Source organism: Variovorax sp. Soil_C_12 (genome assembly GCF_057657375.1).
Genome location: NZ_JBDGIO010000007.1, coordinates 234,150 through 259,481, shown reverse-complemented (window position 1 = coordinate 259,481; position 25,332 = coordinate 234,150). Strand labels below are relative to the sequence as shown.

General features: G+C 68.3%; 22 protein-coding genes. 7 read left to right on the top strand and 15 right to left on the bottom strand.

Annotation, left to right across the window (positions count from 1 at the left end):
• Nucleotides 1-16: 16 nt before the first annotated feature.
• From AC3A6X_RS20560 to AC3A6X_RS20550, 3 genes are read right to left on the bottom strand one after another with little or no spacing between them, the layout of a single operon-like run.
• Nucleotides 17-802 carry a cyclase family protein gene (locus tag AC3A6X_RS20560; protein WP_487843939.1) on the bottom strand — a complete coding sequence of 262 codons (786 nt, stop codon included), beginning with the start codon at nucleotides 800-802 and terminating at the stop codon, nucleotides 17-19.
• 4 nt (nucleotides 803-806) lie between these two features.
• Nucleotides 807-1,802 (bottom strand): fumarylacetoacetate hydrolase family protein, encoded by a 996-nt coding sequence (locus tag AC3A6X_RS20555; protein ID WP_487843938.1) that lies wholly within the window; start codon nucleotides 1,800-1,802, stop codon nucleotides 807-809.
• Entirely contained in the window at nucleotides 1,799-2,836 is a 1,038-nt protein-coding gene (locus tag AC3A6X_RS20550; RefSeq protein ID WP_487843937.1) for an SMP-30/gluconolactonase/LRE family protein, read from the bottom strand. The genes AC3A6X_RS20555 and AC3A6X_RS20550 overlap by 4 nt, the downstream gene beginning before the upstream one ends.
• Nucleotides 2,837-2,932: 96 nt before the next feature.
• Here AC3A6X_RS20550 and AC3A6X_RS20545 point away from each other — a divergent pair, with 96 nt between their 5' ends.
• Nucleotides 2,933-3,847, top strand: a complete 915-nt coding sequence (locus tag AC3A6X_RS20545) for a LysR family transcriptional regulator (protein ID WP_487843936.1) — start codon at nucleotides 2,933-2,935, stop codon at nucleotides 3,845-3,847.
• A 5-nt stretch (nucleotides 3,848-3,852) separates the two neighbouring features.
• Here AC3A6X_RS20545 and AC3A6X_RS20540 read toward each other — a convergent pair whose 3' ends face one another.
• From AC3A6X_RS20540 to AC3A6X_RS20485, 12 genes are all read right to left on the bottom strand, one after another.
• Nucleotides 3,853-5,004 (bottom strand): MFS transporter, encoded by a 1,152-nt coding sequence (locus AC3A6X_RS20540; RefSeq protein ID WP_487843935.1) that lies wholly within the window; start codon nucleotides 5,002-5,004, stop codon nucleotides 3,853-3,855.
• Nucleotides 5,001-5,360, bottom strand: a complete 360-nt coding sequence (locus tag AC3A6X_RS20535) for a Rieske (2Fe-2S) protein (RefSeq protein ID WP_487843934.1) — start codon at nucleotides 5,358-5,360, stop codon at nucleotides 5,001-5,003. Before AC3A6X_RS20535 ends, AC3A6X_RS20540 begins: the two co-directional genes overlap by 4 nt.
• Before the next feature lie 4 nt (nucleotides 5,361-5,364).
• Nucleotides 5,365-6,522 (bottom strand): alpha/beta hydrolase family protein, encoded by a 1,158-nt coding sequence (locus AC3A6X_RS20530; RefSeq protein WP_487843933.1) that lies wholly within the window; start codon nucleotides 6,520-6,522, stop codon nucleotides 5,365-5,367.
• A gap of 26 nt (nucleotides 6,523-6,548) precedes the next feature.
• A complete protein-coding gene (locus tag AC3A6X_RS20525) occupies nucleotides 6,549-7,571 on the bottom strand; it encodes an aromatic ring-hydroxylating dioxygenase subunit alpha (protein ID WP_487843932.1) in 1,023 nt (340 codons plus the stop codon).
• A gap of 14 nt (nucleotides 7,572-7,585) precedes the next feature.
• Nucleotides 7,586-9,997, bottom strand: coding sequence for an efflux RND transporter permease subunit (locus AC3A6X_RS20520; RefSeq protein ID WP_487843931.1), 2,412 nt, complete (start codon nucleotides 9,995-9,997; stop codon nucleotides 7,586-7,588).
• Nucleotides 9,994-11,094: a WD40/YVTN/BNR-like repeat-containing protein gene (locus tag AC3A6X_RS20515; RefSeq protein WP_487843930.1), complete on the bottom strand. Its 1,101-nt coding sequence runs from the start codon at nucleotides 11,092-11,094 to the stop codon at nucleotides 9,994-9,996. Before AC3A6X_RS20515 ends, AC3A6X_RS20520 begins: the two co-directional genes overlap by 4 nt.
• 23 nt (nucleotides 11,095-11,117) lie before the next feature.
• Nucleotides 11,118-12,473, bottom strand: a complete 1,356-nt coding sequence (locus AC3A6X_RS20510; RefSeq protein WP_487843929.1) for a DUF1329 domain-containing protein — start codon at nucleotides 12,471-12,473, stop codon at nucleotides 11,118-11,120.
• A 20-nt stretch (nucleotides 12,474-12,493) separates the two neighbouring features.
• Nucleotides 12,494-14,167, bottom strand: a complete 1,674-nt coding sequence (locus AC3A6X_RS20505) for a DUF1302 domain-containing protein (protein ID WP_487843928.1) — start codon at nucleotides 14,165-14,167, stop codon at nucleotides 12,494-12,496.
• 116 nt (nucleotides 14,168-14,283) lie between these two features.
• Nucleotides 14,284-15,414 carry an FAD-dependent oxidoreductase gene (locus AC3A6X_RS20500; RefSeq protein WP_487843927.1) on the bottom strand — a complete coding sequence of 377 codons (1,131 nt, stop codon included), beginning with the start codon at nucleotides 15,412-15,414 and terminating at the stop codon, nucleotides 14,284-14,286.
• A gap of 188 nt (nucleotides 15,415-15,602) precedes the next feature.
• Complete coding sequence (locus tag AC3A6X_RS20495) at nucleotides 15,603-16,529, bottom strand: VOC family protein (RefSeq protein WP_487843926.1); 927 nt, start codon at nucleotides 16,527-16,529, stop codon at nucleotides 15,603-15,605.
• 51 nt (nucleotides 16,530-16,580) lie between these two features.
• Nucleotides 16,581-17,327 carry an EthD domain-containing protein gene (locus AC3A6X_RS20490; protein ID WP_487843925.1) on the bottom strand — a complete coding sequence of 249 codons (747 nt, stop codon included), beginning with the start codon at nucleotides 17,325-17,327 and terminating at the stop codon, nucleotides 16,581-16,583.
• 43 nt (nucleotides 17,328-17,370) lie between these two features.
• Nucleotides 17,371-18,474, bottom strand: coding sequence for an FAD-dependent oxidoreductase (locus AC3A6X_RS20485; protein ID WP_487843924.1), 1,104 nt, complete (start codon nucleotides 18,472-18,474; stop codon nucleotides 17,371-17,373).
• A 326-nt stretch (nucleotides 18,475-18,800) separates the two neighbouring features.
• Here AC3A6X_RS20485 and AC3A6X_RS20480 point away from each other — a divergent pair, with 326 nt between their 5' ends.
• From AC3A6X_RS20480 to AC3A6X_RS20455, 6 genes are all read left to right on the top strand, one after another.
• Complete coding sequence (locus AC3A6X_RS20480) at nucleotides 18,801-19,715, top strand: LysR family transcriptional regulator (protein WP_487843923.1); 915 nt, start codon at nucleotides 18,801-18,803, stop codon at nucleotides 19,713-19,715.
• The gene (locus AC3A6X_RS20475) at nucleotides 19,715-20,632 is read left to right on the top strand and encodes a LysR family transcriptional regulator (protein ID WP_487843922.1); all 918 of its coding nucleotides are present in this window, start codon (nucleotides 19,715-19,717) and stop codon (nucleotides 20,630-20,632) included. The genes AC3A6X_RS20480 and AC3A6X_RS20475 overlap by 1 nt, the downstream gene beginning before the upstream one ends.
• 102 nt (nucleotides 20,633-20,734) lie before the next feature.
• Nucleotides 20,735-21,757: an ornithine cyclodeaminase family protein gene (locus AC3A6X_RS20470; RefSeq protein WP_487843921.1), complete on the top strand. Its 1,023-nt coding sequence runs from the start codon at nucleotides 20,735-20,737 to the stop codon at nucleotides 21,755-21,757.
• Between the two features lie 25 nt (nucleotides 21,758-21,782).
• A complete protein-coding gene (locus AC3A6X_RS20465; RefSeq protein WP_487843920.1) occupies nucleotides 21,783-22,802 on the top strand; it encodes a dihydrodipicolinate synthase family protein in 1,020 nt (339 codons plus the stop codon).
• 11 nt (nucleotides 22,803-22,813) lie between these two features.
• Nucleotides 22,814-24,289, top strand: a complete 1,476-nt coding sequence (locus AC3A6X_RS20460) for an NAD-dependent succinate-semialdehyde dehydrogenase (protein WP_487843919.1) — start codon at nucleotides 22,814-22,816, stop codon at nucleotides 24,287-24,289.
• 21 nt (nucleotides 24,290-24,310) lie between these two features.
• On the top strand, nucleotides 24,311-25,273 hold the full coding sequence (locus AC3A6X_RS20455) for a tripartite tricarboxylate transporter substrate-binding protein (RefSeq protein WP_487843918.1): 963 nt from the start codon (nucleotides 24,311-24,313) through the stop codon (nucleotides 25,271-25,273).
• Nucleotides 25,274-25,332 lie beyond the last annotated feature (59 nt).

Sequence of the window (25,332 nt, the reverse complement as noted above, 5' to 3'; positions counted from 1 at the left end):
ACGAGACAGTTTCATTTCAGTCCTCGAAGATGGCGACCGCCCGCGTCCAGCCGGCCGATGCGCCGCGGATCTTGTGGGGGAAGCAGCAGATGGTGAACCCGTGGCCCGGCAGCGATTCGAGGTTGTGCAGCTTCTCGAGATGGCAGTAGCCGATGTCCTTGCCCGCCTTGTGGCCCTCCCAGAGCAGAGACCTGTCGCCGGTCTGCGCGAACCTCGTGGCGGTGTACGAGAACGGCGCGTCCCAGCTCCACGCATCGGTGCCGGTCAACCGAACGCCGTGCTCCAGCAGGTACATCGTCGCTTCGTAGCCCATGCCGCAGCCGGCATTGACGTAGTCGCCGTGGCCGTAGCGCGACCCGGCCCGCGTATTGATCACCACGATGTCGAAGGGCTTCAGTTCGTGGCCGATGCGCCGGAGCTCCGCCGCCACGTCGGCCGCCGTGCAGACGTGGCCGTCGGGCAGATGCCGGAAGTCAAGCTTCACGCCCGGGCGAAAGCACCAGTCCAGCGGCACCTCGTCGATCGTCATCGAGGGGCGCGGGTCGCCCAGCTTCGCATCCTGCGTGGAATGGAAGTGGTAGGGCGCATCGAGGTGCGTGCCATTGTGCGTGGTCAGCCGCACCCATTCGGCGGCGGCCGCCTCCTGGTCCGGGTAGTCCTCCGGCTGCGTGCCCGGCAGCAGCTTCATGAAGTCCGGCAGCGTGTCGCCGTGCTTCTGGTAGTCGATCTTCGGCGCCAGCATCGGCGGATCCGACAGCACCTCGTTCTCGAGGTAGATCGACAGGTCGACGAATCGTGGCATCGGCCTACCTCGTTTCTTGCGGGGGCCCAGCCCGGACCACGCGCTGGTCGATCGCGCCGAACACGGACCGCTCCTGCCAGCGGGCCTCCATGCGTACGCGGTCGCCGAACTTCATGAAGGCAGTCCTGGGCTCGCCCTGCTCGATGGCCTCGATCGCGCGGCGCTCGGCAATGCAGGCGGATCCCTTCTTCCCGGATGCGTTCGACACGGTCCCGGAGCCGATGATCGTCCCTGCGCGCAGGCGCCGCGTGGCGGCCGCATGCGCGATCAGCTGGTCGAAGCCGAAATTCATCTCGCTGCCGTTCGGGTTACCGAACCAATGGCCGTTGTGTTCCACGTGCAGATCGAGGCCGATGCGCGCATCGCGCCAGGCGTCGCCGATCTCGTCCGGAGTCACGACCACCGGGGCGAAGCTGGACGAAGGCTTTGCCTGGAAGAAGCCGAAACCGGTGCGCATCTCGCGCGGGCCGAAGGCGCGCAGGCTCACGTCGTTGATCTGCACCAGCAGCAGGATGCGGCTGCGCGCCAGCGCCGCGCCACAGCGCATGGGCACTTCGCCGACGATCACGCCGAACTCCCCCTCGAAGTCGATGCCGTGCGCCTCGTCCGGCAACGGGATGTCGTCGTGCGCCCCGAGCATGTCATCCGACCCGCCCTGGTACATGAGGGGAATCGTGTCCATGTCGGGAATGGGCGGAATGTTGAAGGCCTTTTCCATCAGGCGCCCGTGGTTCAGGAAGGCCGAGCCGTCGCACCATTGGGGAGGGCGCGGCAAGGGCGCCGCGGCCCGGCGTGGCTGGAAGTCGAAGGCGCCCTCCGCCCGGCCTTCGTTCAGCCGCTCGTACAGCGCGAGCAGGCGCGGCGCGGACGAGTCCCAGGTCTCGACAGCGGCCAGCAGGCTGGGCGCGACCGGCACGGCGTCGACGGCGCGCTGCAGATCGCGCGATACGACCACGAGGCGGCCGTCCTTGCTGTTGTCCTTGAGCGTTGCGAGTTTCATGAGGAGGAGGTCTCGTTCCAGTGGATCGGCGCCAGCCCGGCGACGGGCGAGCGGAAGCTGGGCAGGGTGGTGCCGCGCAGGCTGCCGAGGTACACGGTGCGCAGGTCGGGGCCGCCGAAGGTGAGGCTGGCCATCCAGGGTGCGAGCGTGCCGGCGCAGGCGCCCATGATCTCGGGCGTGAGGGTGCGCGCTTCGTAGTGCTCGTTCAGTCTCCGTGCGGCCTCGGGGTTGCTGTCGTCCAGCAGCGTCAGGACTTCGCCTTCGGGGGTGATGGCGATGAGCTGGTCCGTCATCACGAGCGTCACCCAGAGATTGCCGTACGCGTCGAAGGCGAAGCCGTCCGGAAAACCCGGCAGCGAGCTCGGGCCGTAGATCTCCCTGTGCGTCAGCGAGCCGTCGTCCTGCACCCGCAGGCGCGAGATGCGTCGGCCGTTGCTCTCCACGACGTACAGCCATTCCTCGCGCGCATCCAGCCGAACCTCGTTGGTTCCCTCGAAGCCGTCGGCGACGATGCGCACCCCCTTGTCATCGATGAGGGCGATGTAGCCGTCGCGGGCGCGTGCGTTGATGGAGTCGGTCCACGGCTGCATCCGCGTGGTCACCGTGAGCCACACCCTGCCGCGGCTGTCGCGCAGCACAAAGTTGGCCTTGCCGAGCGGGCGCCCGTCAATGCTGTCGAACAGGCGGCGCGCGCGCCCTTCGCGCGTCATCACCTCCACGGCGTCGTTGCCCCAGTTCGCGATGACGAGATCGCCGTTGGGCAGGAAGGCCATGCCGTTGGGCAGCGAGCCCTGGCTCTGCACGTAGCGTGTCTGGAAATCGGTAGCGGCCGCCGTCGCGCCGGATTGCTGCGGCACGATGAGGCGCTGGCTGCCGTCGGGCGCGATGCGCATCACGCCGCCGCGCGCATCGGCGGCCCACAGCATGCCGTTCTTCTCGGCGAGGATGCATTCGGGGCGCTGGAGGTCTTGGCCGATAGGACGGATGGCGTTGCGGTCGACCTGCCAGCCTTGCAGTGGATTGCTCTTTGTCATGGCGGCTGGAGCATAGGGACCACGGGCGCGCTGCACCAATGGCATTTCGCAATGCGAGCCATCGGCCGGCGCGATACCTGCCGCTATGATCGCCGCATGCGTTACCAGCGCATCGACCTCAACCTGCTCGTGGCCCTGGATGCGCTGCTGGCCGAGCGCAGCGTGACGCGCGCGGCCGAGCGCATGCACGTCACGCAGTCCGCCATGAGCGGCGTGCTGGCTCGGCTGCGCGAGCACTTCGACGACCAGTTGCTGGTCCCCGTCGGCCGGACCCTGCGCCTGACGCCGCGTGCCGAGACGCTGGTGCAACCGGTGCGCGACATCATCATGCGGGTCGACTCCACCCTCGGTGGGCGGCCCGACTTCGAACCCTCGACGGCGCAGCGGCATTTCACCATCGTCGCGTCCGACTACCTGTCGCACGTGCTGCTCGCCGACGCGCTGGGGTGCATCGCGCAGGAGGCGCCGGGCCTGAGCTTCGACATCCGGCCCAGCGGCGCCGGCATGGTCCAGGATCTGGACCAGGGCCGGATCGACTTCCTCATCACGCCCGCGCACCTGATGCTCGACGAGCATCCGCAGGCGGTGCTGTTCGAGGACACCTACCACGTGATCGCCTGCCGGCAGCATCCGGAGCTCGAGGACGGCATCACGCTGGAGCAATACCAGGCCCTGGGCCATGTGGTCTACCAGAATGACCGAGGCACGAACCCATGGTTCGAGCAGTGGTATGCCAACGAACATGGCGATACGCGGCGCATCGAGGTGGTCACTCACGGGTACGGGATCATGCCGCGCTTCATCGTGGGAACGCGCCGCATCGCCACCGTGCAGACGCGGCTGGCGAGGCAGTTCGCGCAAGCCACGCCCGTTCGCCTGCTGCGGCCGCCGATGGAGACGCCGCGGCTGACCGAGGTGCTGCAGTGGCACCGCTACCGCGCCGACGATCCCGGCGTGCAATGGGTGCGCGACCGGCTGATCGCCACGGCTCAGGCACTGCCGAAGACCTGAGCGCTTCAATCGGCTTGCCGCGAAAGCGCGGGCGTGAGGCGGCGTTCCCGCGCGCCGGTGAAGAGCAGTGCGGACAACACGCCCGTGCACGCCACGACGAGGCCCAGTGCCGGATAGCCCGCCAACTTGACCGCCGAGCCGCCGAGGAGAGGACCGACGGCGGCGCCGATCATCAACATTGCAGGCGTGGCCGCCACGGCCCGGCCGCTGGCGTCGTGGCGCGCCAGCAGGCCGAACAGGAAGGTGTGCGTGAAGAGCGTCATCGCGATCAGCGTCGAGACCAGCACCGCATACAGGGGGAATGCGGAAGTGTGGGTGATGGCGAAGCTGATGGCCGCATGCAGCAGCGGCCCGACCACCACCACGGCCTCCGCACGCAGCCGGTGCTGCAGCCATCCCGCCAGTGGCGCGGGCAGGAGGTTCACGACGCCTGCGGCGACCAGTACGCCAGTCACGGCGGTGGTGCCGTAGCCGCGGTCCGCGCCGACGCGCTCGACGAAGCTGAACATCGCGGCCTGCGCCAGCGCCAGCAGGCCCATGCCGATCATCCCGAACCAGACCTGCCGTGGCAGCCGCGCCTGCCCTGCGTCGTGCCGATGCGTCGTGTCGCCGGCCCGCGGAAAGCCGATCGTCGTCGCCACCAACGCCACCAGCATGACAACGGCGAACAGCGCGAAGAGCGCGGCGCCCCCGTGCCCCGCCACCAGCCTCGAGCCTCCGCCCAGCATCAGGATGCCAAACAGAGCAAGCGCGAAGCCGGCGGTGGCGAACAGCCGGTGCGGATTGCCGCTGCGCCCGATCAACCCGTGTGTCACGCTCAGTGCACAGCCCGCGCCCAGTCCGCCCGTGAAGTGCAGGAGGGCCATCACGGGATAACTCGTCGACAGGCTCACCCCGAGGAACGACAGCGCGGCAACCGCGAATCCGGTCGTGGCGGCTGCGCGCATCGGCACGCGCATGAACTTCGGCGCAAGCAGGACGCTGCTGGCCACCTGGCCCGCGAGGAACAGGCTGGCCAACAGCCCGGCCTGCTGCGGATCGAAGCCGTACCAGCCGATGAGCGCCCCCACCCATACAGGCAGGGACACCAGGTCCAGCATCCCGGCGCAATGCGCTGCGAGCAACGCCCCACGGCGGGTTCGGGTGAAATCATTCATTGGCTTGGCTCCAGTGCGTTCGGATCGACGGTCAACCACCCGTCAGCGCTTTCCACCAGTGCGACGCGGGCCAGGGCCTGGCCCAGGCACGGCCCGAGCACGCACATCCCGGTCTCGATCTCGAACTGCGCGCCATGGGCGGCGCAGACGATGCGGCTCGCGTCGGCGTTCAGAAAGGCGTCCTTGCGCCAGGCCATCGAGGTGTCCGACCAATGCGGGCAGGCGTTGCGGTAGGCATGAAGGCCGTTGCGGCGCACCACGAACAGGGTGTCCCGGCCACGCTCGGCCGGATCGAAGCCGCGGGCGGCGCCCTCGGGCAACTCGCTCGCGTGGCAAAGGCGCACGAGACGGTTCATCGACTCACGCGGTGCGCCCGCCCAGGGTCTCGGCGACCCAGTCGGCGATGTAGTGGCCGGCGTTGGCGCTGTTATCGAAGCTGGAGTGCTGTACTCCGCCCTCGCGCTCGGTGAAGATCTTCAGCTCTCGCCTGGGACTGTTGATCAACTGCTCGTAGGTGCGCTGTGCCCACGTCATCGGAATCTGCGAGTCCTTTTGCCCGTGCGTCACGAGGAAAGGGACCTTGATGCGGTCCAGCACGCCGTCCAGGTGGACGTCCTCGGCGATGCGCATGAAGTCGTCGAGATCGCTGGCTCCCCATACCCACTGGACGTGCTGCCAATAGTGCGGCACGGGGAAGCTGCCTTCCTTCTGCAGGCGCTTCTTCTGCACGTCGCGCCAGTCGTGGTTGGCCCCCCAGACGACACCGCAGGCGAAGCGCGGCTCGAAGGCGACCGCGCGCGGGCAGAAGTAGCCGCCCAGCGAAACGCCTTCGAGCCCGATGCGTTCCCGGTCCACGTCGTCGCGCGTTTCGAGCCAGTCCACCACGCGGCTGGCCCAATGCTCGCTGTCGAAGCGCGCCGCGAGCCCGTGCAGGCGCAAGGCTTCGCCGCTGCCCGGCTGATCGATCACCAGCGACGAGACGCCGCGCCTGGCCAGCCACGCCGGCAGCCCGACCCGGTACTTCATTTCCTTCGTCGAATCCAGGCCGTTGACCTGCACCAGCACCGGCGCGCGGCCGTCCACGCCCTCGGCGCGCACGTACAGGCCCGCGATCACCTTGCCTTCGTACGGAATCTCGACGCGCTCGCAGTTCTCCCGGGCGAGCCCGACGCCGCGCGTGAAGACATCGAGGAAGCGCTGGTACAGGGCCAGCCGCCCCGGCTCGCCGTGGGCCTGCAACCGCTCGCAGGTGATGAGATAGGTTGCCGCGCGGTTGTACTTCTCGCCGGCCGCGAGCAGCCGCCCGCGGGCTTCGTCCTCCTCGGCCAGCGCGCACAGCTTCTCGGCCATCTTGGCCCACGTCTCGCGAAAGGCCTGCGTGCCCGCGGCATCGGGCGCCTTGGCCGCCTCCTGGAGCGGGGCGCACATCTCTTCGATCTCGCCGATGCGCGCACCCATCTCGATGGCGAGGTCGACGGACAGGTTCCAGACGTAGTTGGTGGGGAAATAGCGGAACAAGAGGGTTCTCCGAAAACGTGACGGGATTAGGCGGCGGCCTCGGCCTGAGCGAGGGCCGTGAGCTTGCGGCGGGCGCGCACGGCGCCGGCGTCCGGCGCCAGCAGGACCGGCTTGAGCGACCAGAAGTCCTGCTCGCCCATGCGCCGCTGCTGGGCCTCGAGCATCGGCTTGTCCTCATGGCGGAAGATGTGCTCCACCATCGGGAGGATGGCGGCATTGGCCTCGGGCGAGATCGCGAAGTCGCGCGTGGCCCAGTACCAGTAGTGCGTGTGCCCGGGGCGCTCGGGCGTGCCCAGATGCAGGTTCAGGGTGGCGACACCCTGGCTGCGCGGTTCTCCTTGAAGGGTCGCGCCGACGCGAAGCAGCATGTTGGAAGGCGCGGTCCAGGTCACCTCTGTCCATTGGTCGGTGGGCTGGCCCTGCTGGCGCAGGTGCATGTCGAACGCGCGCGGCGCGATGTCGCCGCTGGAAACCCATGACACCTTGACGCTGCGATCGGACAGGTCTTCCACGGCCGCCTTCGCGCGCGAGATCGCGCCGCTGCCCAGCGTGGTGGGGTGCAGGAAATCGACGTGCGACAGGTCGAGGATGTTGTCGACCAGCAGCAGGGTGTCGCAGGCGGTGGGCAGGTAGCCGCGGAAGTACGAATGCTCGGGCGCGGCCGCGACGGCGCTGAAGTCGGGAATCAGCGCTTCTTCGGCAAGCGCCGGTTCGCCCATCCAGATCCAGAGCAGGCGATGACGCTCGCGCACCGGATACGACTTCACGCAGGCGGCCTTCGGGATCGTGCCGTGCGGATTGCGCACGCAAGTCCCCGAGCCGTCGAAGGTCAGGCCATGGTAGCCGCACTGGATGCTGCCCTCGCGCAGCGTGCCCGCCGACAGCGGCGCGAATCGATGCGGGCAGCGATCCTCCAGGGCCTTGGGCGTGCCGTCTGTCTCGCGGAACAGGACCACCGGTTCGCCGAGATAGGTGCGCGGCAGCAGCGCCCCGCTCTGCAGCTCGTCGTCGAAGCCGGCCACATACCAGACGTTGCGCGGGTAGGCCATGTTTGTTTTTCCTTTCAGGTATGCGCCAGAGGGGCGGCGACAGGCTGGTGGGCCGCGACCGGCGCACGTCGCACCGGGTCGAGCAGGAAGTGGGCGAGCGCTGGCAGCAGCACCAGCGCGCCCAGCATGTTCCAGAGGAACATGAAGGCCAGCAGCAGCCCCATGTCGGCCTGGAACTTGATCGGACTCGCCACCCAGGTGACGACGCCGATCGCGAGCGTGACCCCCGTCAGCATCACGACCTTGCCGGTGAACTGGAGCGCGCGGTAGTACGCGTCCGACAGGCTCATGCCCGCGCGCATCTGGGCGAGCGTCACGGACAGGATGTACAGGGCGTAGTCCACGCCGATCCCCACCCCGAGCGCAATGACGGGCAGCGTGGCCACCTTCACGCCCATCCCGAGCGCCACCATGAGCGCCTCGGCCAGAACCGAAGTCAGCGCCAGCGGCAGCACCGCGACCACCACCGCGCGCCAGGAGCGGAAAGTCACGAAGCACAGCAGCACCACCGCCCCGTACACCAGCAGCAGCATCTGTCGCCATGCCTTCTGCACGACGATGTTCGTCGCCGCTTCGACCCCCGCCGATCCAGCCGCGAGAAGGAACTGCACGTCCGCCGTGTCATTGGCCCGCGCGAAAGCCTCGACGTGCTGCACGACGGCATTGAGCGTCTCGGCCTTGTGGTCGCGAAGGTACACGTAGGCGGTCAGCAGGCCGCAGCTGTCGTTGTACAGCCCCCGCGGCGCCCCGGCGGTGACGGTATTGAGCATGTCCTGGTTCGGCAGGAACTCGTACCACTTCGGATTGCCTTCGTTGAGCCCCGTGAGCATGCGCCGGTTCAGCAGGGCCAGCGTGTTCGTCGTCTCCACGCCGTCGAGCTGCCTGAGCTCCCACTCCAGCGCATCGACCTTGTTCAGCGTCTGGTAGCTCGAGCACTGGCCTTCCGGGGTCTTCACGAGAACGGCCAGCACATCGCTGGAGGCGCCATAGGCCGTGTTCATGAAGGCAACGTCCAGGTTGTAGCGGCTGGCCGGCCGCAGTTCCGGCGCACCGGGATCGAGATCGCCGATGGACAGCTGCGTGCTGATCGCCAGTCCCAGCACTCCGAGGACCGCCGCTGCGCCGATGGCCACGGCCGCGGGGCGGCGCCGGGTGAAGCGGTCGAGCCAGGCCCACACCGGATGCTTCGCCGTTGCCCGCATGTCGCCCTCTTGCGCGCCGAGGCTGCGACGGGCCGCCTTCGGGCTGACCCCCAGGTACGACAGGAGGATCGGAAGCAGGATCAGGTTCGTGAAGATCAGGGCCGCGACGCCCAGGGATGCGGCGACCGCCAGCTCGCGAATCACCTGGATGTCGATCACCAGCAGCACCGCGAAGCCCACCGCATCCGCGAGCAGCGCGGTCAACCCTGCGAGGAACAGGCGGCGGAAGGTGAGGCGCGCCGCGACCAGCTTGTCCACCCCGCGGCCGACGTCCTGCATGATCCCGTTCATCTTCTGGGCGCCGTGGCTCATGCCGATGGCGAACACCAGGAAGGGCACCAGGATGGAGTACGGGTCGAGCGAGTAGTCGAGCGTCGGCAGCAGCCCGAGCTGCCAGACCACGGCGACCAGCGACGCGGCAACCACCAGGACGGTGGAGCGAATGCAGCGCGTGTATCCATACACCATGGCTGCTGCGATCGCGACGGCGAGCAGGAAGAACGCCAGCACGGCGCGCACGCCCTCGATCAGGTCGCCGACGACCTGGGCGAAGCCGGTGACGCGGATGCGTACGCCCTGCGCCTCGTACTTCTCGCGCAGCGCTTCGATGTGCCCGGCGAAGCGTGCATAGTCAAGCGGGCGCCCTTCGGCGTCTCTCGCCAGCAAGGGGACGTAGATCACGCTGGAGCGGGCGTCGAACGCGACCAGCTGCCCGATCTCGCCCGAGCGCGCGATGTTGGCGCGCAACTGCTCCAGCGAGCGCGCGGAGCCGTCGTACCCGTCCGGAATGACGGGCCCGCCCTCGAGCCCCTCCTCCGTCACCCCGACCCAGCGGGTGGTGGGCGTCCAGAGAGATTTCATCTGGTTGCGGGCCACGCCGGAAAGGAGGAACACCTCGTCGCTGAGCCTGCGCAAGGTGGCCAGGTAACGGTCGTCGTAGATCGTGCCGCCGGGGTTCTCCACCGCGATGCGCACGGCATTGCCCAGGCCGTTGAGCTCGCCCTGGTACTTCAGGAAGTTGCCGATGTACGGGTGATGCGTGGGGATGGTCTTTTCGAAGCTGGCGTTGAGCTGCAGCTTGCCGGCCTGCCAGCCGAGCACGGCTGTCAGCAGCAGGCACAGGGTGACGATGAGCGCGCGATGGTTGAACAGGGCGCGCTCGACCAGTGATCCCGAATGCGCATCGAAGGCTTCTGCGGCCGGGGTTGGAAGCTTGGCGTTCATTGCGACAGCCCCTTGCGAGCCTCATCCGTGCCGCGTACATCCACACGCAGCGCGCCCTGCACGGACAGCGCGAGGACGCGCGCGCGCTCCAGCGGCAAGACGAAGTTCAAAGGCGGCAGCCCAGCCGCGTTCAACGGCTTCAGCATGCCCCCCGACAGGCCGAGGATCATTCCCGCCTGGTTGACGAAGAGCGGCTGCCCGTCCGAACCCTGTGCCGAAGCCGTGATCGACACCGGCCCGGGCGATGCGAGCTGGGTCCAGTTGGCGCCGGCATCCGTCGAGCGCCAAGCATTGCCGCGCAGCCCAGCGACGAGGATCGTCCGGTCATCCGTCAACTCCGCGGTGAAGAAGCTGCCGCCGTACGGCGTCGCCACGCGCCTGAAACTCTGGCCGCCGTCGTGTGACTGCAGGATCAGGCCCTGCTCGCCCGCGATGACGATGCGGCTGCCGCGCTGGCGAACCGCATACAGATGGAGTTCCTTGGGGTTGTCGAGTCGCCCTTGCCAGGAGGTCCAGGTCGCGCCCCCGTCCTCGGTCGCCAAGGCCAGGCCGTAGGCGCCCACGGCAAGGATGCGTTTCGCATCGAAGACGAGGAGATCGAGCAGCGGCTTGTCCGGGCCGTCGTCGACGAGGCGTTGCGCGGATTTCAGGGCCGCCGCGTCACCGCCGGCCTTCGCCTGGGCCAGAAGCACTTGTGCCAGCTGCCGGCCGTCCAGGCGGCGTGTCCAGGTCTGGCCGCCGTCGGTCGTGCCGAGCACCGTACCGCCGTGCCCGATCGCATAGCCGTGCTCACGATCTGCGAAGCGCACGGCGGTCAGCGTGACGCTGACCGGCGCGCTCGCCTGGCGCCAGCGCTGCCCGCCGTCTTCGGAGAGCACGACGAGGCCCCGCTCGCCGACTGCGACGATGCGCGAGCCGGCCTGCGCCGCGCCCAGGAGCACCGAGCGCTCCGGCTGCCGGGCGCCGAGGGCGGCGCGATCCAGCGCGTCGGTCACGGGAGCGGCGGCATGCCCCGCCAGCGGCGCGACCACGAGGCCGAGGATCAGCAACGCCCGGCCCAGGCCTGGACGGCGACCGTGCTTCAAGACTTCTTGCATGGCGTGGGTTCGCGCTGCGGTTCTCAGCGGACGCCCTCGCCAGCCAGCGCATCACCCGTGAACGTGCTGTCCGGGTAGCGGGGCTTGAGTGGGTACTGCGCGGACTTGGTGTTGTAGAGGTTCGATACGAAGCCGGTGCCTGAGAGCAGGTCGTTGAAGCCGAAAGTGCTTCCCACGGTGCCCGGAAGGTCCGGCGCGACGAAGCTCGTCTGCCACAGCGTCTTCCAGAGCTGCCCGTTGGCGTCCCAGCGGTCTCCCAGCGCGCACATCCACGTGTCCTCGTCGCAGTAGTAGCGGCTCTTGGGCGCCTGGTGGCGCTGGCCCGAACGCAGCGCCGCCTCCACCACCCAGACCCGGTGAAGTTCCCAGCGCACGTGGTCGGGGTTGAGGCCGTTCTTGGCGAGCACGTCGCTGTCCGCCTTAGGCTGCATCAGCCTGTTGCCGTTGTAAGGGATGAACATCTCCTTCTTCCCGACCAGCTTCCAGTCGAAGCGGTCGAGCCGCCCGGTCCAGACCTCGAGCTCGTCGAAGCTCATCACGCCCGCCGCGGCCGGTGTCGGCGTGTCGCAGCACGGATTCGGCAGCTTGCGCACGCGGCGTTGCCCGGTGAGATAGACCCAGGCCTCGTCCTTCGTTCCATCGAGCTTGGTGCCCCCGGCGATCGCCTCGCCCGCCCGGATGGGAGGACCGGCATTGACCAGCCGGACCTGCCAGTAAGGAAGGCCGCTCTTCTCGAACGCTTCCGGCGATCCATCGGGCATGTAGAAGGACATCTGCTGGTCGCCGATGCCGTCCGTCGTCAGCACGGCGCGGCCGTCGGCGGTGATCTGGTACATCGTCGAGACGAACTGCCAGGAAGAGCCGCGCCAGCGCAGCATGTGGTTCCACATCACCTCGGCGCCGGTCCTGGGGATGGGAAAGGGGATGCCCCCGTAGCCGCCCTGCTCGATGTCGCCATCGAGCTTGGCGCGCGTCGCGTTCTTGAAGGTGTTCTCGTACACCCATTGCGGCGCAGCGGCGGTGCGGTGGGTCTTGTAGACGTCGATGCGGTACTCGGGGTACTTCTTCAGCAGCGCCTGCTGCCCGTCGCTCAGCTTGTCGGCGTGCTGGGCCATGTTCTGGGCGGTGATCGAGAGCAGCGGCTTCTCGTCCTTGAACGGATCGCCGCGGCGGCCGCCCGGCTTGTCGCCGGCGATCGGCGTCGTGTGGCCGCCGGTCCACGCCGGGATGCTGCCATCCTTGTTGCCGGCCTTCTCGGCCCCCAGGGGCGTCAGCTCGCCCTTGAGTCTGGCGGCCTCCTCGGCGGTGACGGCCGCCAGCGCGGGCGCCACCGCGCCGAGCACGGCCAGCGTGGCGGCCGCGAGAATGATTTGCTTCATTGCATGTCTCCAGTCTTGAATCAGAAGGTCCGGCGCAGCGAGACCGCGATGTTGTTGCGGTCCGCCAGCGGATTGCCGGTCGAGAAGATGGGTGAGCCGCCGCTGAGCAGCGGCGCGAATTCCACGAAGGGGGCGGCCTTGCCGATGTAGTGCGTGTAGGTGATCGCGAACTGCCACACGCCCAGGTAGGTGCCTTCCACGCCGATCGTGGCGCTGCCGCTGCCCCGTGCGTCCCAGGCGGTGATCGCAGAGCGGCCGTCGAGCGTGTAGCGCAGCCCGACCGGGACGTTGATGTCGAGCCCGGGGAGGACCTGCCGGTAGCTCGGGCTGTAGATGAGTTGCAGGGCGGTGGCGCTGCGTGTGCGGCCGGCATCGAGTTCCCGGTTCGGATCGTTGATCTTCAGGACCCGGTTCCAGGCGAGCTCGCCGATCAGGCTGCTTTCCCGGGCGAGGAAGTTCGGACCGAGCGCCGCCAGCCACGAGAGGTTCACGTGCGCGGTGCGCCCGGTTGCATAGGCAGGCGCAGGGCTGAAGGCCCCGGGATAGATCATGTTCTGGCTGCGCAGCGGCATGTTCCAGCGCAGCGACGCCTCGCCGGCGAAGTTCACGTCGCCGATGGAGCGGCTGGCACTGACGCCCGCGGTCTTGATCGCTTCCGGGAACACGTAAAACCACTGGCTGGCCGCCGGAGCGAACACGTTCAGGTTGCCGTACAGCTGCCCGCCCTTGTCGTGGTAGCGCGCCGCATAGAAGCCGAGGTCGGTCTCGGCCACGCGCCACTTGAGCTGCGCTCCGAACTGCCCCGAGTTGCGCGGCTTCACGTCGCCGGCGGGGTTGAGCACGTAGTTGCCCGCGAGCGGGCCGGACTGGATGCCGACCAGTTCCGGTTGCGTCGAGCCCCAGGGAATGTTGGCCACCGAGTAGAAGCTGCCCGCGGGTGGCAGGCGGTCGGCCTCCCAGTGGAACTGGTAGTAGCCGCCGATCGACAGATCCGGCGACAACTGCAGCTGCGTGGACACCTGCGGTACGGGGCGGATGATCTCCTTGAACTGCGCGTTGGGCGAGGACTGCAGCTTGAAGACGTCGACCGGTCCTTGCGCGCGTGCGATCCCGTTGTCCCCGAAGAACACGCTCTCTCCGTACAGCAATGCATGCTGGCCGAAGCGGGCCGTGAGCTTGCGGCCTTCGCCCAGCTCCCAGCCACCGAACACGAACGCATCGAGCAGCTCCGCCTTTTCGCCGGCCAGCTTGCGTGTGCGGGAAGGGAATTCGTTGAAAGGCGTCTGGCCGTTCGCGCGGTCGGTGGCATCGCTGGTGCCGTGGTAGGCGCCGTCGTACCAGGCCGCCGCGCTCACGCGCAGGCCGAAGTTCCTTCGATAGACCGCATCGAATTCGCTCAGCAGGTCGAGCCGCTTCGACACAAGACCGCGGTTGCGGAAGTTGTCGTCCCCGGCATTGAAGTTCAAAGCCTGGGGAAAGGCCGAGGCGGGGACGCCCGGCACCAGCTGTCGGAATGAGCTCGCGAGCGCCGGGTCGGCCGCCTCGGTGCGGTAGATCGTGCTGGCCTTCACGGTGTTGTCGAAGCGCACGCTCCAGTCCGGGTTGCCGGTGTCGAGCTCGATCGCCCAGCCACGGGCCGCCGTGAGCGCGGCGGCCGCGGTGAGGGTGAGCTTGAGTCTCCTCGTCTTGTCCATGTCGTCTCCTCGTTTTGGAATGGTTTTGTGATTCGGTGCCGCAACGCTTCGAAGCCCTCGGGGCTGCGGCAGATGTCTTCTGGGTGCGGGACGGTTCGTTGCGGGAGGTCCTTGCGTCAGATCGGTTCGGCCAGGGCGATCAGCGACTCGCGCATGACCCGCGCGTGTTCGTCCTTGTCGCCGCCAGCGATCTCGATCTCGCCGAGGCGCGCGGAGTTCTGCACGACCATGCGACAGCGTTCCCAGCGTCGCTGCTCGAAAGCGGCCAGCGCGGGCGCCGGGTCGTCCTGGCGGGCAAGTTCCTGGGCCAGCACGAGCGCGTCCTCGATGCCGATGCAGGCGCCGGAGGCCAGGTGCGGGGTCGTCGCGTGCACCGCGTCGCCGATCAGCACGATGCGACCGCGAAACCAGGGACGCGGCACCAGGAGGGCCTCGAGCGGACGGTAGACCACCAGCGAATCCGGACCGAGCTGTCGGCGGATCTGCTGCAGCTCGGGCGCCGGGAAATCGGCCAGCAAGGCGCGCACCTGCTCGACGAAGGTGGCCGGATCCAGGCGTTCGTTCACCAGCCGGGGCTCGGTGATGAAGAGGTACATCTCCTCCTTCGACACCGGGTTCACGCCGGGCTTGATCCTGGGGCCGACCCACATGGTCGCGGTCCGGATCTCCGGCGGCCGAGGCACCACCGCGCGCCAGACCCCCTGGCCGCTGTACTGCGGCCAGGGCGCATCGGGGCAGACCGCCTGCCGCACCTTGGAGTGCAGGCCGTCAGCGCCCACGAGCAGGTCGTAGCGCTCGCGGCGGCCGTCGGTGAAGCGCACCTCCACGCCCTCGGCATCCTGTTCGATGGTGCTGAAGGTGCAGCCCAGGTGCACGCGGGTGCCCGCCCTGCGCGTGGCATCGGCCAGGATCCTCGCCAGCACCGGCCGCATGATGGCGCCGCCTCCGGGCACGTCCGCCCCGGCGATCCGGGGGGTGGGCAACTCGCCGATCTGCACGCCATGGGGCAGGCGGATGGAGACGCCGTCGTGCGCGCTGCCATGCGCCAGGAATTCCTCGAGAACGCCGAGCTGGCGAAACGCCCGAAGGGTCGCCCCGCCCAGGCTGATGCCGGCGCCGTAGTTGCGCCATTCCGGATCGATCTCGACCAGGTCGACCTCGGCCCCCGTCTTGCGCAGCTCGATGGCCGCGGACATGCCTGCAAATCCGCCGCCGACGATGAGGATGCGCCGCGCTTGTCTTGTCATGAATGAATCTCCGAACGGTTGAATGGATCAGCGCGGCAGCGGCATCGAAGCGGCCCAAAGCGCCATCAGCAGGTAGCCGGCGAGCGCCGCCGCGACGAGGGGGGCGCAGGCAAGGGCGTCACCGAGCGATTCGCTTCGCACGCCCATGCCGTTGCACCTCCCTTCGCGTTGCAGGGAGCGCACCGGCGTCACTTCGGCCCCTTCGACGGCGGGCCGCCCGGAGCCCATTTCTCGCGGTACTGGAAAAGAAAGGCTTGCGAGGCATCCGCGCCCATCGGCGATTCGCGCGCCTGCCAATGCTCGTCATGCAGGTCCATGTCGGCGTCGTATTCGACGTGGCAGCCGAGCGGGCTGTTGAAGTACCAGAACCAGTTGCTGCCGAACTTGTGGCGCCCCGGCCCCCAGAACGACTCGTAGCCCTTCTGCACGAATCGTGTGCCCGCCAGCATCAGCTCCGTGGGTCCGCCCAGGTGGAAAGTGAAGTGCTCCACGCCCTTCATGAACTCGGGCGTCTGGATCAGGAACAGCGTGTGGTGGTCCTGCGTGCCGGCCGGCCGCAGAAAGGGACCGCAGTCCGTGAACAGGTCGGTCCGCACAAACCCCAACCGGGTATAGAACGCCTCGGCCTTGGCCGCGTCCGGCACGAAGTACACGACATGCGACAGCGTGCGGGGGCGTGCCGCCATGTCCTCGCGCACGCCCGGCACGTTCAGCCCGCGCTGCGTCGGCGCGCCGGGTGCGTTCACGGTTTCGATCGGCAGCGCCAGCGGCCTGCGCACGCTCACCTGGAAGGCGAGCGCGAAGCCCATGTCGTCGACGCAGCGCAGGACCCCATCCCTGCGCGTCACCTCGCGGTCGCGGCGCAGTTCGTTCTCGATCTCGTCCAGCGCCGCCGCATCGGCGACGCCGTAGACCGTTTCACGCAGCATGCTGGCGGTCGCCAGCGGCGCCGGCAGGCCCGGATCGTCTTTCGGTCGCAGCACGACCGCCGTGCCGTCCAGCGCCTCGAAGCGGCCGTCGGATGACGGCACCAGGCCATAGTCGGTCAGGTATTGAGCACAGGCGGCGACGTCGTCGACGCCGAACACGAGTGCGTCGGGTCCGATGATCTTCATTGCGTTTTCTTGGTCCAAGGAAGGGTGGAAGGTGGTCGTCGCGCAGGCGCGTCAGCGCTCGCCGCGCTCGTAGATCGGGACTTCCGTCGCGTGGAGGAAGAACGATTTCGATGGCTGATAGAAGGCCGATCCGGGATTGGCGTTGATGGCGAGCAGTGCGCGCTCGTACGCGCGGAAGGCCCCCACGCTGGCCACGTCGTCGAACCAGAGGCTCGCCACGCCTTCGTAGAAGACCTCCAGGCCGCCGAAGTACGCGAGCATCTCGTTGAACTGCGGCAGTTGCCGGTTGTGCACGCAGCGGCGCACCGCCTCCGCGGCAGCCGGCGCCGCGGCGAGGGCCTGCGTGTGCGCACGCGCCCAGCGATCGAAGAACTCCGCCAGTTCCAGGCCGTCGGCGGCCCGTATGAAATGCATGACCTTGGCGCCCGCACCGCGGCCAGGGCGCTGGACCGGCTGCTCGTTCTCCTGTGCGACCAGGCTCAATGCCACGCTCAGATCGCTGAAGTTGGCGCCATCGGGACCGACCTTCGTGCGCACATGCTCGTGCGCGAAGTTGGCGGCCATGTCCTGCGGGCTGTCCCAGTACAGCTCCGTCACCGAATCGCGCGCCACCACCATCGAATGCGCGCGGTCGAAGACAGTGCCGAAGGCGGCATCGAACACATGGTTCTGGACGTAGCGCCTCAACGTGACCGGTGTCTCGGTCGCGATCGGGCCATGCACGTGCTGCACGTACGCCACGTACTCGGCGTGGGTCATGCCGGGGCGACGGCAAATGGTGGCGACCATCTTGATCATCGAATGGAGTTCCTGTCGAAGGTCGGAAGTGGGGTTGTGTGGGTCATGCCGGAGCGGCGAGGATCGAGCCGAGTTCGTGTGACAGTGCCAGCAGGTCCGTCGCCGGCTCCGGCCGTGTGACCCATCGCGCCGCGCGTTCGAGCAGGGCATGCACGCGGCGTGCGCGTTCGCCGCGCCTGGCCATGTACTGCTCCAGCAGCAACGGGCGCGTGAGGCCGGCGCCGACGAGTTCGCCAAGCACGACAGCGTCCTCCAGCGCTTGCGCAGCGGCCTGCCCGAACGGCGGCATCTGCGCGTGCACGCAGGCACCCACGCCTACGACAGCTCCCCGGTACCAGGGGAACTCGAGCAGGGCGGTGCTTGCCGGGCGCAGCGCCGCAGGCGTCTGCGGACGGATCAAGGCCGCGAGGCGCCGCGGCAGGCCACCCCAGCCGGCCAGCGTTTCGCGCAGCACAGCGCCCTCCGTCGCAGCGCCTTCCGCCTGCGTCCGGATCACCGTGATGCCCGCGCGTGACATGTCGACGGGAACGAGAAGCAGGCGGCGTCCCGGGGCGCCCGCCATCCAGGTGGTACGGTCCAGGCCCTCGGGACGCGGGAGCAGCGCATGCCACCACCACTGCGCGCTCGCGCTGGGCGGCGCAGAGCCGAACAGTTGCGCGGCGAGCGGCGAGTCGGCACCCGTGGCGAGGACGACCAGATCGGCTTCGATGCGGCCGCCATTCGACGTGGACACGCCGCCCGTCGTGGGATCGACGATGGTGGCGCGCCGTCCCGCGTGAATCGCCGCGCCGGCTGCTTGCGCATGTGTGGTCAGGACCTCCAGAGCCTCGTCGTAGCCGATGCCAGCGGCACACGGCAGATGATTGCCGGCGAGACGCGGCGTCGGCAGCTCGAAACCTTGATCGCCGTGTTCGTTGACCACCGCGAGCCCGTTGTAGGCAAAGCCGCGGCGCACGCATTCCTCGGCGACGCCCAGCCGGGCGAAGTCGCGCAGCAGGTTGGGGACGAGGTCCAGGTGCGCCGGCGTCAGAGCCGGCCGGTCCCGGGCCTGCAGGACGTCCACGCTCGCCCCGGCACGGGCGCAGGCGAGGGCGCACGCCAGGCCCGCAATGCCGGCCCCGACAACCACGACGCGATGCACGGTCATCGTCAAGCTGCTGCGCGCCACGCATGGGCGCATCCGGCGAAGCCGGGATTCGCGGGCACGAGCACGCCCTCCGCCTGGCACATGGCCATTCGTTGTCTCCTGTCTGTGGTGTTGAGCCGCTGATCGCGGTGTTGGGGCTGGAGATTAGGTGGGTGCGCGTCTTCGGAAAATCGCTTTCGATGAAGGCGAGCTTTCGGTGCCGCCGAACGATCGAGGGTTAACCCGGGACACGCGACTCGCGCCCGAGCTGCGCGCCGCGAGCCCCGACAATCACGCGCTGTAAACGGGAGTCCGCGCCGCGGAACCAGACCGGAGATGACGGAACGATGAGATTCAAGAAGCTCGACCTCAACCTGCTGGTGGCGCTCGACGTGCTGCTGAAGGAACGCAGTGTGAGCCGCGCTGCCGAAGCGCTCAACCTGAGCGCCTCGGCGACGAGCAATGCGCTGGCGCGCCTGCGCGAGTACTTCGGCGACGAGTTGCTCGTGCAGATCGGCCGCAAGATGGAGCTCACGCCGCGGGCGGAGGGGCTGCACGCCGCCGTTCGCGATCTGCTCTTGCGCATCGACAGCACGATCGCGGACCAGCCGGTCTTCGAGCCGAACGGCAGCGACCGCGTCTTCCGCATCTTCGCCTCGGACTACACCCAGCTTGTGCTGGTGCCGTCACTGCTGGCGCTCGCGGCGAAGGCGCGTAGCACGGTCCGCTTCGAGTTCCTGCCGCAGGTGGCGGCGCCGCACCGGCAACTGGAACGCGGGGAAGCCGACATGCTCATCATTCCCACCGGCTTCATGTCGCCGGACCACCCGCGCGAGCTTCTCTACCGCGAGGACTTCGTCTGCATGGTGTGGCGACACAGCGCGCTTGCACAAGGAGAACTCAGCTTCGAGCGCTACGTGAACGCGGAGCACGTCGTCATGCAGCCCGTCGGTGGGCAGGCCGACGCCTTCGAGGGCTGGTTCCTCAGGCGCTTCGGCGTCACGCGCCGCATCGCCGTCTCGACCTACAGCTTCGTCACGCTCCCTGCGATGCTGGTGGGCACGGAGTATGTCGCGACGGTGCATGCACGCGTTGCGCACCGGCTGGTCCAAGCGTTTCCGCTCGAGATCCGCCCGACACCGATGCAATTCGACCGCATGGAACAGTCGGTGCAATGGCACAAGTTCCGCACCAGCGATCCCGGGCTGGTCTGGCTGCGCGGATTGCTCGCGGACGCGTCAAGACACATGGACGAGATCTGATGCCGGGCGCCATGCAGACCATCGTCGACGCTCGGTGGCGGCTTTTCGTCCAGGTGGCGGACGCCGGCAGCATCTCGGCCGCGGCGGTGGCACTGGACGTGCCGTCATCCGTGCTGAGCCGGCAGATCGCCCAGCTCGAAGCCGAGTCCGGAGCGCGCCTGTTTCGCCGCACGGGCCGCGGCATGGCGCTGACCGAATTCGGCGAAGAGGTGTATCCGCGCATCCTGGCGTTGATCCGGCAGGCCGAGCAGCTTGCCGATGAAATGCGCACCCGCAGCGGCATGCCCATGGGAGACGTGCGTTTCGGGCTGCTGCCTTCGACGGTGCCCCTGCTGGCGGGGGCGCTCTTCTCCGAAGTGCGCAGGCAATGGCCCGAGGTGCGCCTGCACCTCACCGAAGGTTCCAGCGCGCAGCTGGAGGAGTGGCTGGGCCAGGGCCGGCTCGACATGGCGCTGCTGCTGCGCGAGGAGGACACGGCGAGACCGGACGAGCCCGTGCTGGTTCGGCTGCCGCTGCGCCTGGTGGTGCCCGCCGGGCACGCGGTCGCGAAGCGCAAGAGCATCTCCTTCGAAGACGTGACCAAGCTGCCCCTGGTGCTGCCCAGCGAACCCCACCCGCTGCGGGCACGGCTGACGGCGCTGGCGCGCGAGCACCAGTTGTCCCTGATCCAGGCGCTGGAGGCCGATTCCATCCGGCTGCAGCATGAGATCGTCGCCTGCGGGGGCGGCTTCGCGATCACCGCCGGGGCACTGATGCCACACGACGCCCACCGGCTGGCGGCGGTGCGTATCACGCGGCCGACCTTGTGGCGATCCATCGTGCTCGGCGCCACGGCCCATCGCCCCCACACGCTGGCCACCCGTTCGGTTGCCGGCCTGATCCGCGCCATGGCCACGACCGCCCTCAACGCGGCCTAGGCGCGGCGGCCAGCCACCCGATAACGGCAAAGCTGCTTTCGCGCGCATGCGCTCGCTGCGCGGGCCTCGCCTGCCTAGCATCGGCTCCGACACAAAGGAGAGATGGCCTTGGGCATCCAGACACCCGATACGGCGGCTATCGTCCCGCCCACCCTGTTCCTCGGCGACACCGACGTCGCCGAATTGGCCGACTGGAAAGCGGCTTTCGACGCCCTGCGCACCGCCTACGCCGGTACGGTCGCGCCGGCGATGGTCCCGCCGCGTTCGATGGCGCGCGGCGACGGCATCTGGCTGCGTGGACTCACTGCGGTTTCGCCGAGCGGCCGCCACCTGGGCTGCAAGCTCATCGCGGCCAACACAAAGGCCCGGCGGGCCAGCTACCTGATCTCGCTGTTCGACCAGGAGACCATGGACCTTGCCGCGCTGATCGACGGCAACCGCATCACGGGCATCCGGACCGCGGCGACCGCCGCCGTGGCCGTGGATGCGGCCGCGCCGCGCCGGCCATTGAAGGTCGCCGTGATCGGCTCCGGATTCGAGGCCCGGGGCTTGCTGGCCGCGCTGGCCGCGGTGCGCACCATCGGACACGCTTCGGTGTTCAGCCCCACGCCGTCCAGCCGCGAGCGGTTTGCTGCGACCTTCCGGGACGAGCAGGGCCTGGCCATCGACGTCGCCGCTTCGGCAGCCGAAGCGGTGGCGGGTGCCGACGTGGTGCTGTGCGCCGCGCGCAGCCGCGACGAGACACCGGTGTTGCGCGGCGAATGGCTCCAACCCGCAATGACCGTGGTTTCCATCGGCTCGACGCTGCCCGAACAGCGTGAAGTCGACGAGCAGGTGATCGCGCGCGCATCGCGCATCGTCGCCGACATGCCCGAGGAGGTGGCGCACGACACCGGCGACATGCTGGCAGCCGTCCGCGCGGGGGTCGACTTCGCCGACAAGCTCGTTGCGCTGTCCGACTTCGTGGCAGGCAAGGTCGCGCGCGCGGCGGAAGACATCGTCCTCTACAAGTCCGTCGGCTCCGCGCTGCAGGACGTCATCACCGCCGAGATGCTGCTGGCCCGCGCGCGGGCCCGCCATGTCGGCAACGAGCTGGCACGGAGCATCGTGCCGGTGGTCAAGTAAACGTTAGGAAAAAAGGAAGATCCTCATGCCCGCGTACCAACGCCGCGATGCCCGTGCCTGGGCCCGCGAACACCTCGTCGGCTGCTCCGCAGTGACCATCCCGAGCTACTCCGCCGATCTGGCGCGGCTCAACGAGCGCGGTATCCGCCATGACGTGGCACTCGCCAAGGAGCTCGGCTACACCTACACGCTGCTGTGCTCGGAGGTCGCGATCACGCCGGAGGAGAACGCGCAATTCACCGCCTGGGCGCGCGACACCGCCGGCAGCGGCTTCGGCCTGTTCTTCCACGCGGCGTTCGGCACGCTGGCCGAGAACATCCAGGCCGTGCAACTCGCCGAGCAGACTGGTGCCGACATCGTGCTGCTGTCCTACCCGCCGCAGTTCTGGCCCACGACCGAGCAGGAGATCTACGACTACACGAAGCAGTTCTGCGACGCGACCGGACTCGCGGTGATGCTGTTCCCGATCCCCTTGTGGGGCTTCGAGCGCGTGCACCCCGCCGGCATGTCCGTCGAGCTCGTGCGCCGGCTGCTGAAGGATTGCCCCAACATCGTCGCCATCAAGTCCGAGCAGGGCTTCCCGCTGCCCGCAGGCATCTGCGAGATGTACCACCACTTCCGCGACGAGGTCGTGATCAGCTGCCCGATCGAAGGGGACGCGATTCCGCTCATGAGCCTGATGAAGCTGCAGTTCTCCGGCACGAGCAACACCCAATGGATGGGCAGCTACTACCCGCGCGCCTTCGAACTCGCACGCAAGGGCGAGTGGGAAGCCGCGATGGAGTTGTACTGGAAGGTGAACCCGGCGCGCAACGCCAACGGCGCCGCAGCCCAGAGCTACGCCGCAGGCACGGGTGTGCTGAACCGCACGATGTGGAAGTACCAGGACTGGCTGGCGGGCTTCAACGGCGGACCGCTGCGCGCGCCCGCGATGCGCGTGCCCGATCGCCTCATGAAGATGCTGCGCCAGGGCCTGGTCGCTTCGGGCCTACCGGTCACGCAGGACCCGGACGGCGCATTCATGGCCGGCCGCCATCCCTGTTGAGGAGCGGCGGCATGCGTCATCTCCTGAAGGACACGCAACTCTGGCGCGAAGGCGCGTACGTGGGCGGCAATTGGATCACCTCGTCGCCGCACGGCAGCTACACGCTGCGCAACCCCGCGAGCGACGAAGCGCTCGTGGACCTGCCGCGCTTCAAGGAAGCGGAGACGGCAATCGCCATCGAAGCCGCGCACCGCGCCTTCCTCTCGTGGCGGCAGACCACCGCGAAGTCGCGCTCGGAGATCCTGCGCCGCTGGTACGAGCTGATGGTGCTGCATCGCGACGACCTGGCGACGCTGATCACCCTCGAGGAGGGCAAGCCCCTGGCCGAAGCGAAAGTTGAGATCGATTACGCCGCCTCCTTCCTGCAGTGGTTCTCCGAGGAGGCCAAGCGCGTCCGCGGCGATGTGATCCCGGCGCCGCGGGACACTGCGCGCATCGTCGTGCTGAAGGAGCCGATCGGCGTTTGCGCGGCCATCACCCCCTGGAACTTCCCCGCCGCGATGATCACGCGCAAGGCCGGTCCCGCGCTCGCCGCCGGCTGCAGCATGGTCGTGAAGCCCGCAAGCCAGACGCCGCTCACCGCGTTGGCCTTGGCCGAGCTCGCCCGGCGCGCGGGCGTGCCAGCGGGGGTGTTCAACGTCGTGACCGGCAACGACACGCGCGCGATCGGCGGCACACTGACCTCGCACCCGCTGGTGCGCAAGATCACGTTCACGGGCTCGACCGAGGTGGGGCGCATGCTCCTCGGCCAAGCGGCAGCGACGGTCAAGAAGTGCTCGATGGAGCTGGGCGGCAACGCGCCCTTCATCGTCTTCGACGACGCCGACCTCGACGCGGCGGCAGACGGCCTGGTGGCCGCCAAGTTCCGAAACACCGGCCAGGCCTGCATCAGCGCGAACCGCGTGCTCGTCCAGTCGGGCGTCTACGAGGCGTTCGCGGCCAAGCTGGTCGAGCGCGTGGCCGCGCTTCGCGTGGGCAATGGCCTCGAGCCTGGCGTCCAGCAGGGGCCGCTGATCGACGATGCGGCTGTGGCCAAGGTGGAAGAGCACATCGGCGACGCTGTCGGTCAGGGTGCCACCGTGCTGTGCGGGGGCAGGCGCCACGCGCTCGGCGGCCGCTTCTTCGAGCCGACGGTACTCACTGGCGTGATGCCGCAGATGGCGGTCGCCCGGGAGGAGACCTTCGGGCCTATCGCGCCGCTGTTCTGCTTCCGGACCGACGAGGAGGCCTTCGCGATGGCCAATGCCACGGAGTACGGCCTGGCCGCTTACCTGTACAGCCGGGACGCGGCGCGGATCTGGCGGGCGTCGGCCGCCATCGAGTCGGGCATGGTGGGTGTGAACTGCGGATTGATCTCGAACGAGGTGGCGCCCTTCGGCGGCGTGAAGCAAAGCGGCCTCGGACGCGAGGGCTCGCAGTACGGTATCGAAGAATTCCTCGAGATCAAATACCTTTGCTGGGACGGATTGGCACCGGCCTTCAGCTGAATACAGGCAAGGAGACAAGACATGCAGATTCATCTTCGACGGGTACGGCAGATTTGGCTCGCGGCGAGCTTCATCATGGCGACCGGTCTGGTGCAGGCGCAGCCGAATGTGCTCAAGCTGGTCGTGCCTTTCCCTGCGGGCGGCGTGACGGACCAGGCCGCCCGCATCCTGGCCGACAAGATGTCGCAGCAACTCGGCCAGACCATGATCGTCGAGAACCGCCCCGGCGCCGGCAGCCGGCTCGGCGTCGATGCCGTGGTGAAGGCACCGGCGGACGGTGCCACGCTGCTCTTCACCAACTCAAGCTACAGCATCCTGCCGATCGTCGATCCCAAGGTGCCTTTCGACCCGATCAGGGCGCTGGCGCCGGTGAGCATGTCCGCAACGTACGGGTTGCAGATCGTCACCAGCAACAAGATCCCGGTCAACAGCTTGGCCGAGTTCATCACATATGCCAAGAAGAGTCCGGGCAAGCTGAGCTACGGCAGCGCCGGCGTGGGCAGTGGCACGCACTTCGCCGGTGAATACTTCAAGGCGCTGACCGGGACATTCCTGGTCCATATCCCGTACAAGTCCACGAACGGCGCATTGAACGACGTGGCAGGTGGCCAACTGGACTTAGTGTTCGATGCCGCGGCCAAGCCGCTGGTCGACGCAGGACGGGTCAAGCTCCTCGCCGTGACGAGTGAGAAGCGCGATCCTCGTTTTCCCAGCACGGCGACCGCCGTGGAAGCCGGGGTCAAGGGTTTTGTCCAGCAGTCCTGGGTGGGCCTGCTCGCGCCGGCCGCAACGCCTGCGGGCACGCTCGAACGATTGAACAAGGCCGCTGCCGCCGCAGTGGCAGATCCCGGTGTTCAGAAGCGGTTCGCGGAACTCGGCTTGCAGGCCCAGGGCGGACCGCCGAGCCGGCTTGCCGGCATGATTGGCGACGAGCTCACGCTCTACCGCAAAATTGCGGTCGATGCCAAGCTGCAGTTCGAGTAGCGAGTGTGCCTACAGGGGGGACGATCGCTCTGCTATGCAGCGAGCGTGCCACCGTCCAC

Coding starts and splice junctions, on each gene's coding strand:
- AC3A6X_RS20560 (WP_487843939.1), bottom strand. CDS start 802: ATGCCACGATTCGTCGACCTGTCGATCTACCTCGAGAACGAGGTGCTG.
- AC3A6X_RS20555 (WP_487843938.1), bottom strand. CDS start 1,802: ATGAAACTCGCAACGCTCAAGGACAACAGCAAGGACGGCCGCCTCGTG.
- AC3A6X_RS20550 (WP_487843937.1), bottom strand. CDS start 2,836: ATGACAAAGAGCAATCCACTGCAAGGCTGGCAGGTCGACCGCAACGCC.
- AC3A6X_RS20545 (WP_487843936.1), top strand. CDS start 2,933: ATGCGTTACCAGCGCATCGACCTCAACCTGCTCGTGGCCCTGGATGCG.
- AC3A6X_RS20540 (WP_487843935.1), bottom strand. CDS start 5,004: ATGAATGATTTCACCCGAACCCGCCGTGGGGCGTTGCTCGCAGCGCAT.
- AC3A6X_RS20535 (WP_487843934.1), bottom strand. CDS start 5,360: ATGAACCGTCTCGTGCGCCTTTGCCACGCGAGCGAGTTGCCCGAGGGC.
- AC3A6X_RS20525 (WP_487843932.1), bottom strand. CDS start 7,571: ATGGCCTACCCGCGCAACGTCTGGTATGTGGCCGGCTTCGACGACGAG.
- AC3A6X_RS20520 (WP_487843931.1), bottom strand. CDS start 9,997: ATGAACGCCAAGCTTCCAACCCCGGCCGCAGAAGCCTTCGATGCGCAT.
- AC3A6X_RS20515 (WP_487843930.1), bottom strand. CDS start 11,094: ATGCAAGAAGTCTTGAAGCACGGTCGCCGTCCAGGCCTGGGCCGGGCG.
- AC3A6X_RS20510 (WP_487843929.1), bottom strand. CDS start 12,473: ATGAAGCAAATCATTCTCGCGGCCGCCACGCTGGCCGTGCTCGGCGCG.
- AC3A6X_RS20505 (WP_487843928.1), bottom strand. CDS start 14,167: ATGGACAAGACGAGGAGACTCAAGCTCACCCTCACCGCGGCCGCCGCG.
- AC3A6X_RS20500 (WP_487843927.1), bottom strand. CDS start 15,414: ATGACAAGACAAGCGCGGCGCATCCTCATCGTCGGCGGCGGATTTGCA.
- AC3A6X_RS20495 (WP_487843926.1), bottom strand. CDS start 16,529: ATGAAGATCATCGGACCCGACGCACTCGTGTTCGGCGTCGACGACGTC.
- AC3A6X_RS20490 (WP_487843925.1), bottom strand. CDS start 17,327: ATGATCAAGATGGTCGCCACCATTTGCCGTCGCCCCGGCATGACCCAC.
- AC3A6X_RS20485 (WP_487843924.1), bottom strand. CDS start 18,474: ATGACCGTGCATCGCGTCGTGGTTGTCGGGGCCGGCATTGCGGGCCTG.
- AC3A6X_RS20480 (WP_487843923.1), top strand. CDS start 18,801: ATGAGATTCAAGAAGCTCGACCTCAACCTGCTGGTGGCGCTCGACGTG.
- AC3A6X_RS20475 (WP_487843922.1), top strand. CDS start 19,715: ATGCCGGGCGCCATGCAGACCATCGTCGACGCTCGGTGGCGGCTTTTC.
- AC3A6X_RS20470 (WP_487843921.1), top strand. CDS start 20,735: ATGGCCTTGGGCATCCAGACACCCGATACGGCGGCTATCGTCCCGCCC.
- AC3A6X_RS20465 (WP_487843920.1), top strand. CDS start 21,783: ATGCCCGCGTACCAACGCCGCGATGCCCGTGCCTGGGCCCGCGAACAC.
- AC3A6X_RS20460 (WP_487843919.1), top strand. CDS start 22,814: ATGCGTCATCTCCTGAAGGACACGCAACTCTGGCGCGAAGGCGCGTAC.
- AC3A6X_RS20455 (WP_487843918.1), top strand. CDS start 24,311: ATGCAGATTCATCTTCGACGGGTACGGCAGATTTGGCTCGCGGCGAGC.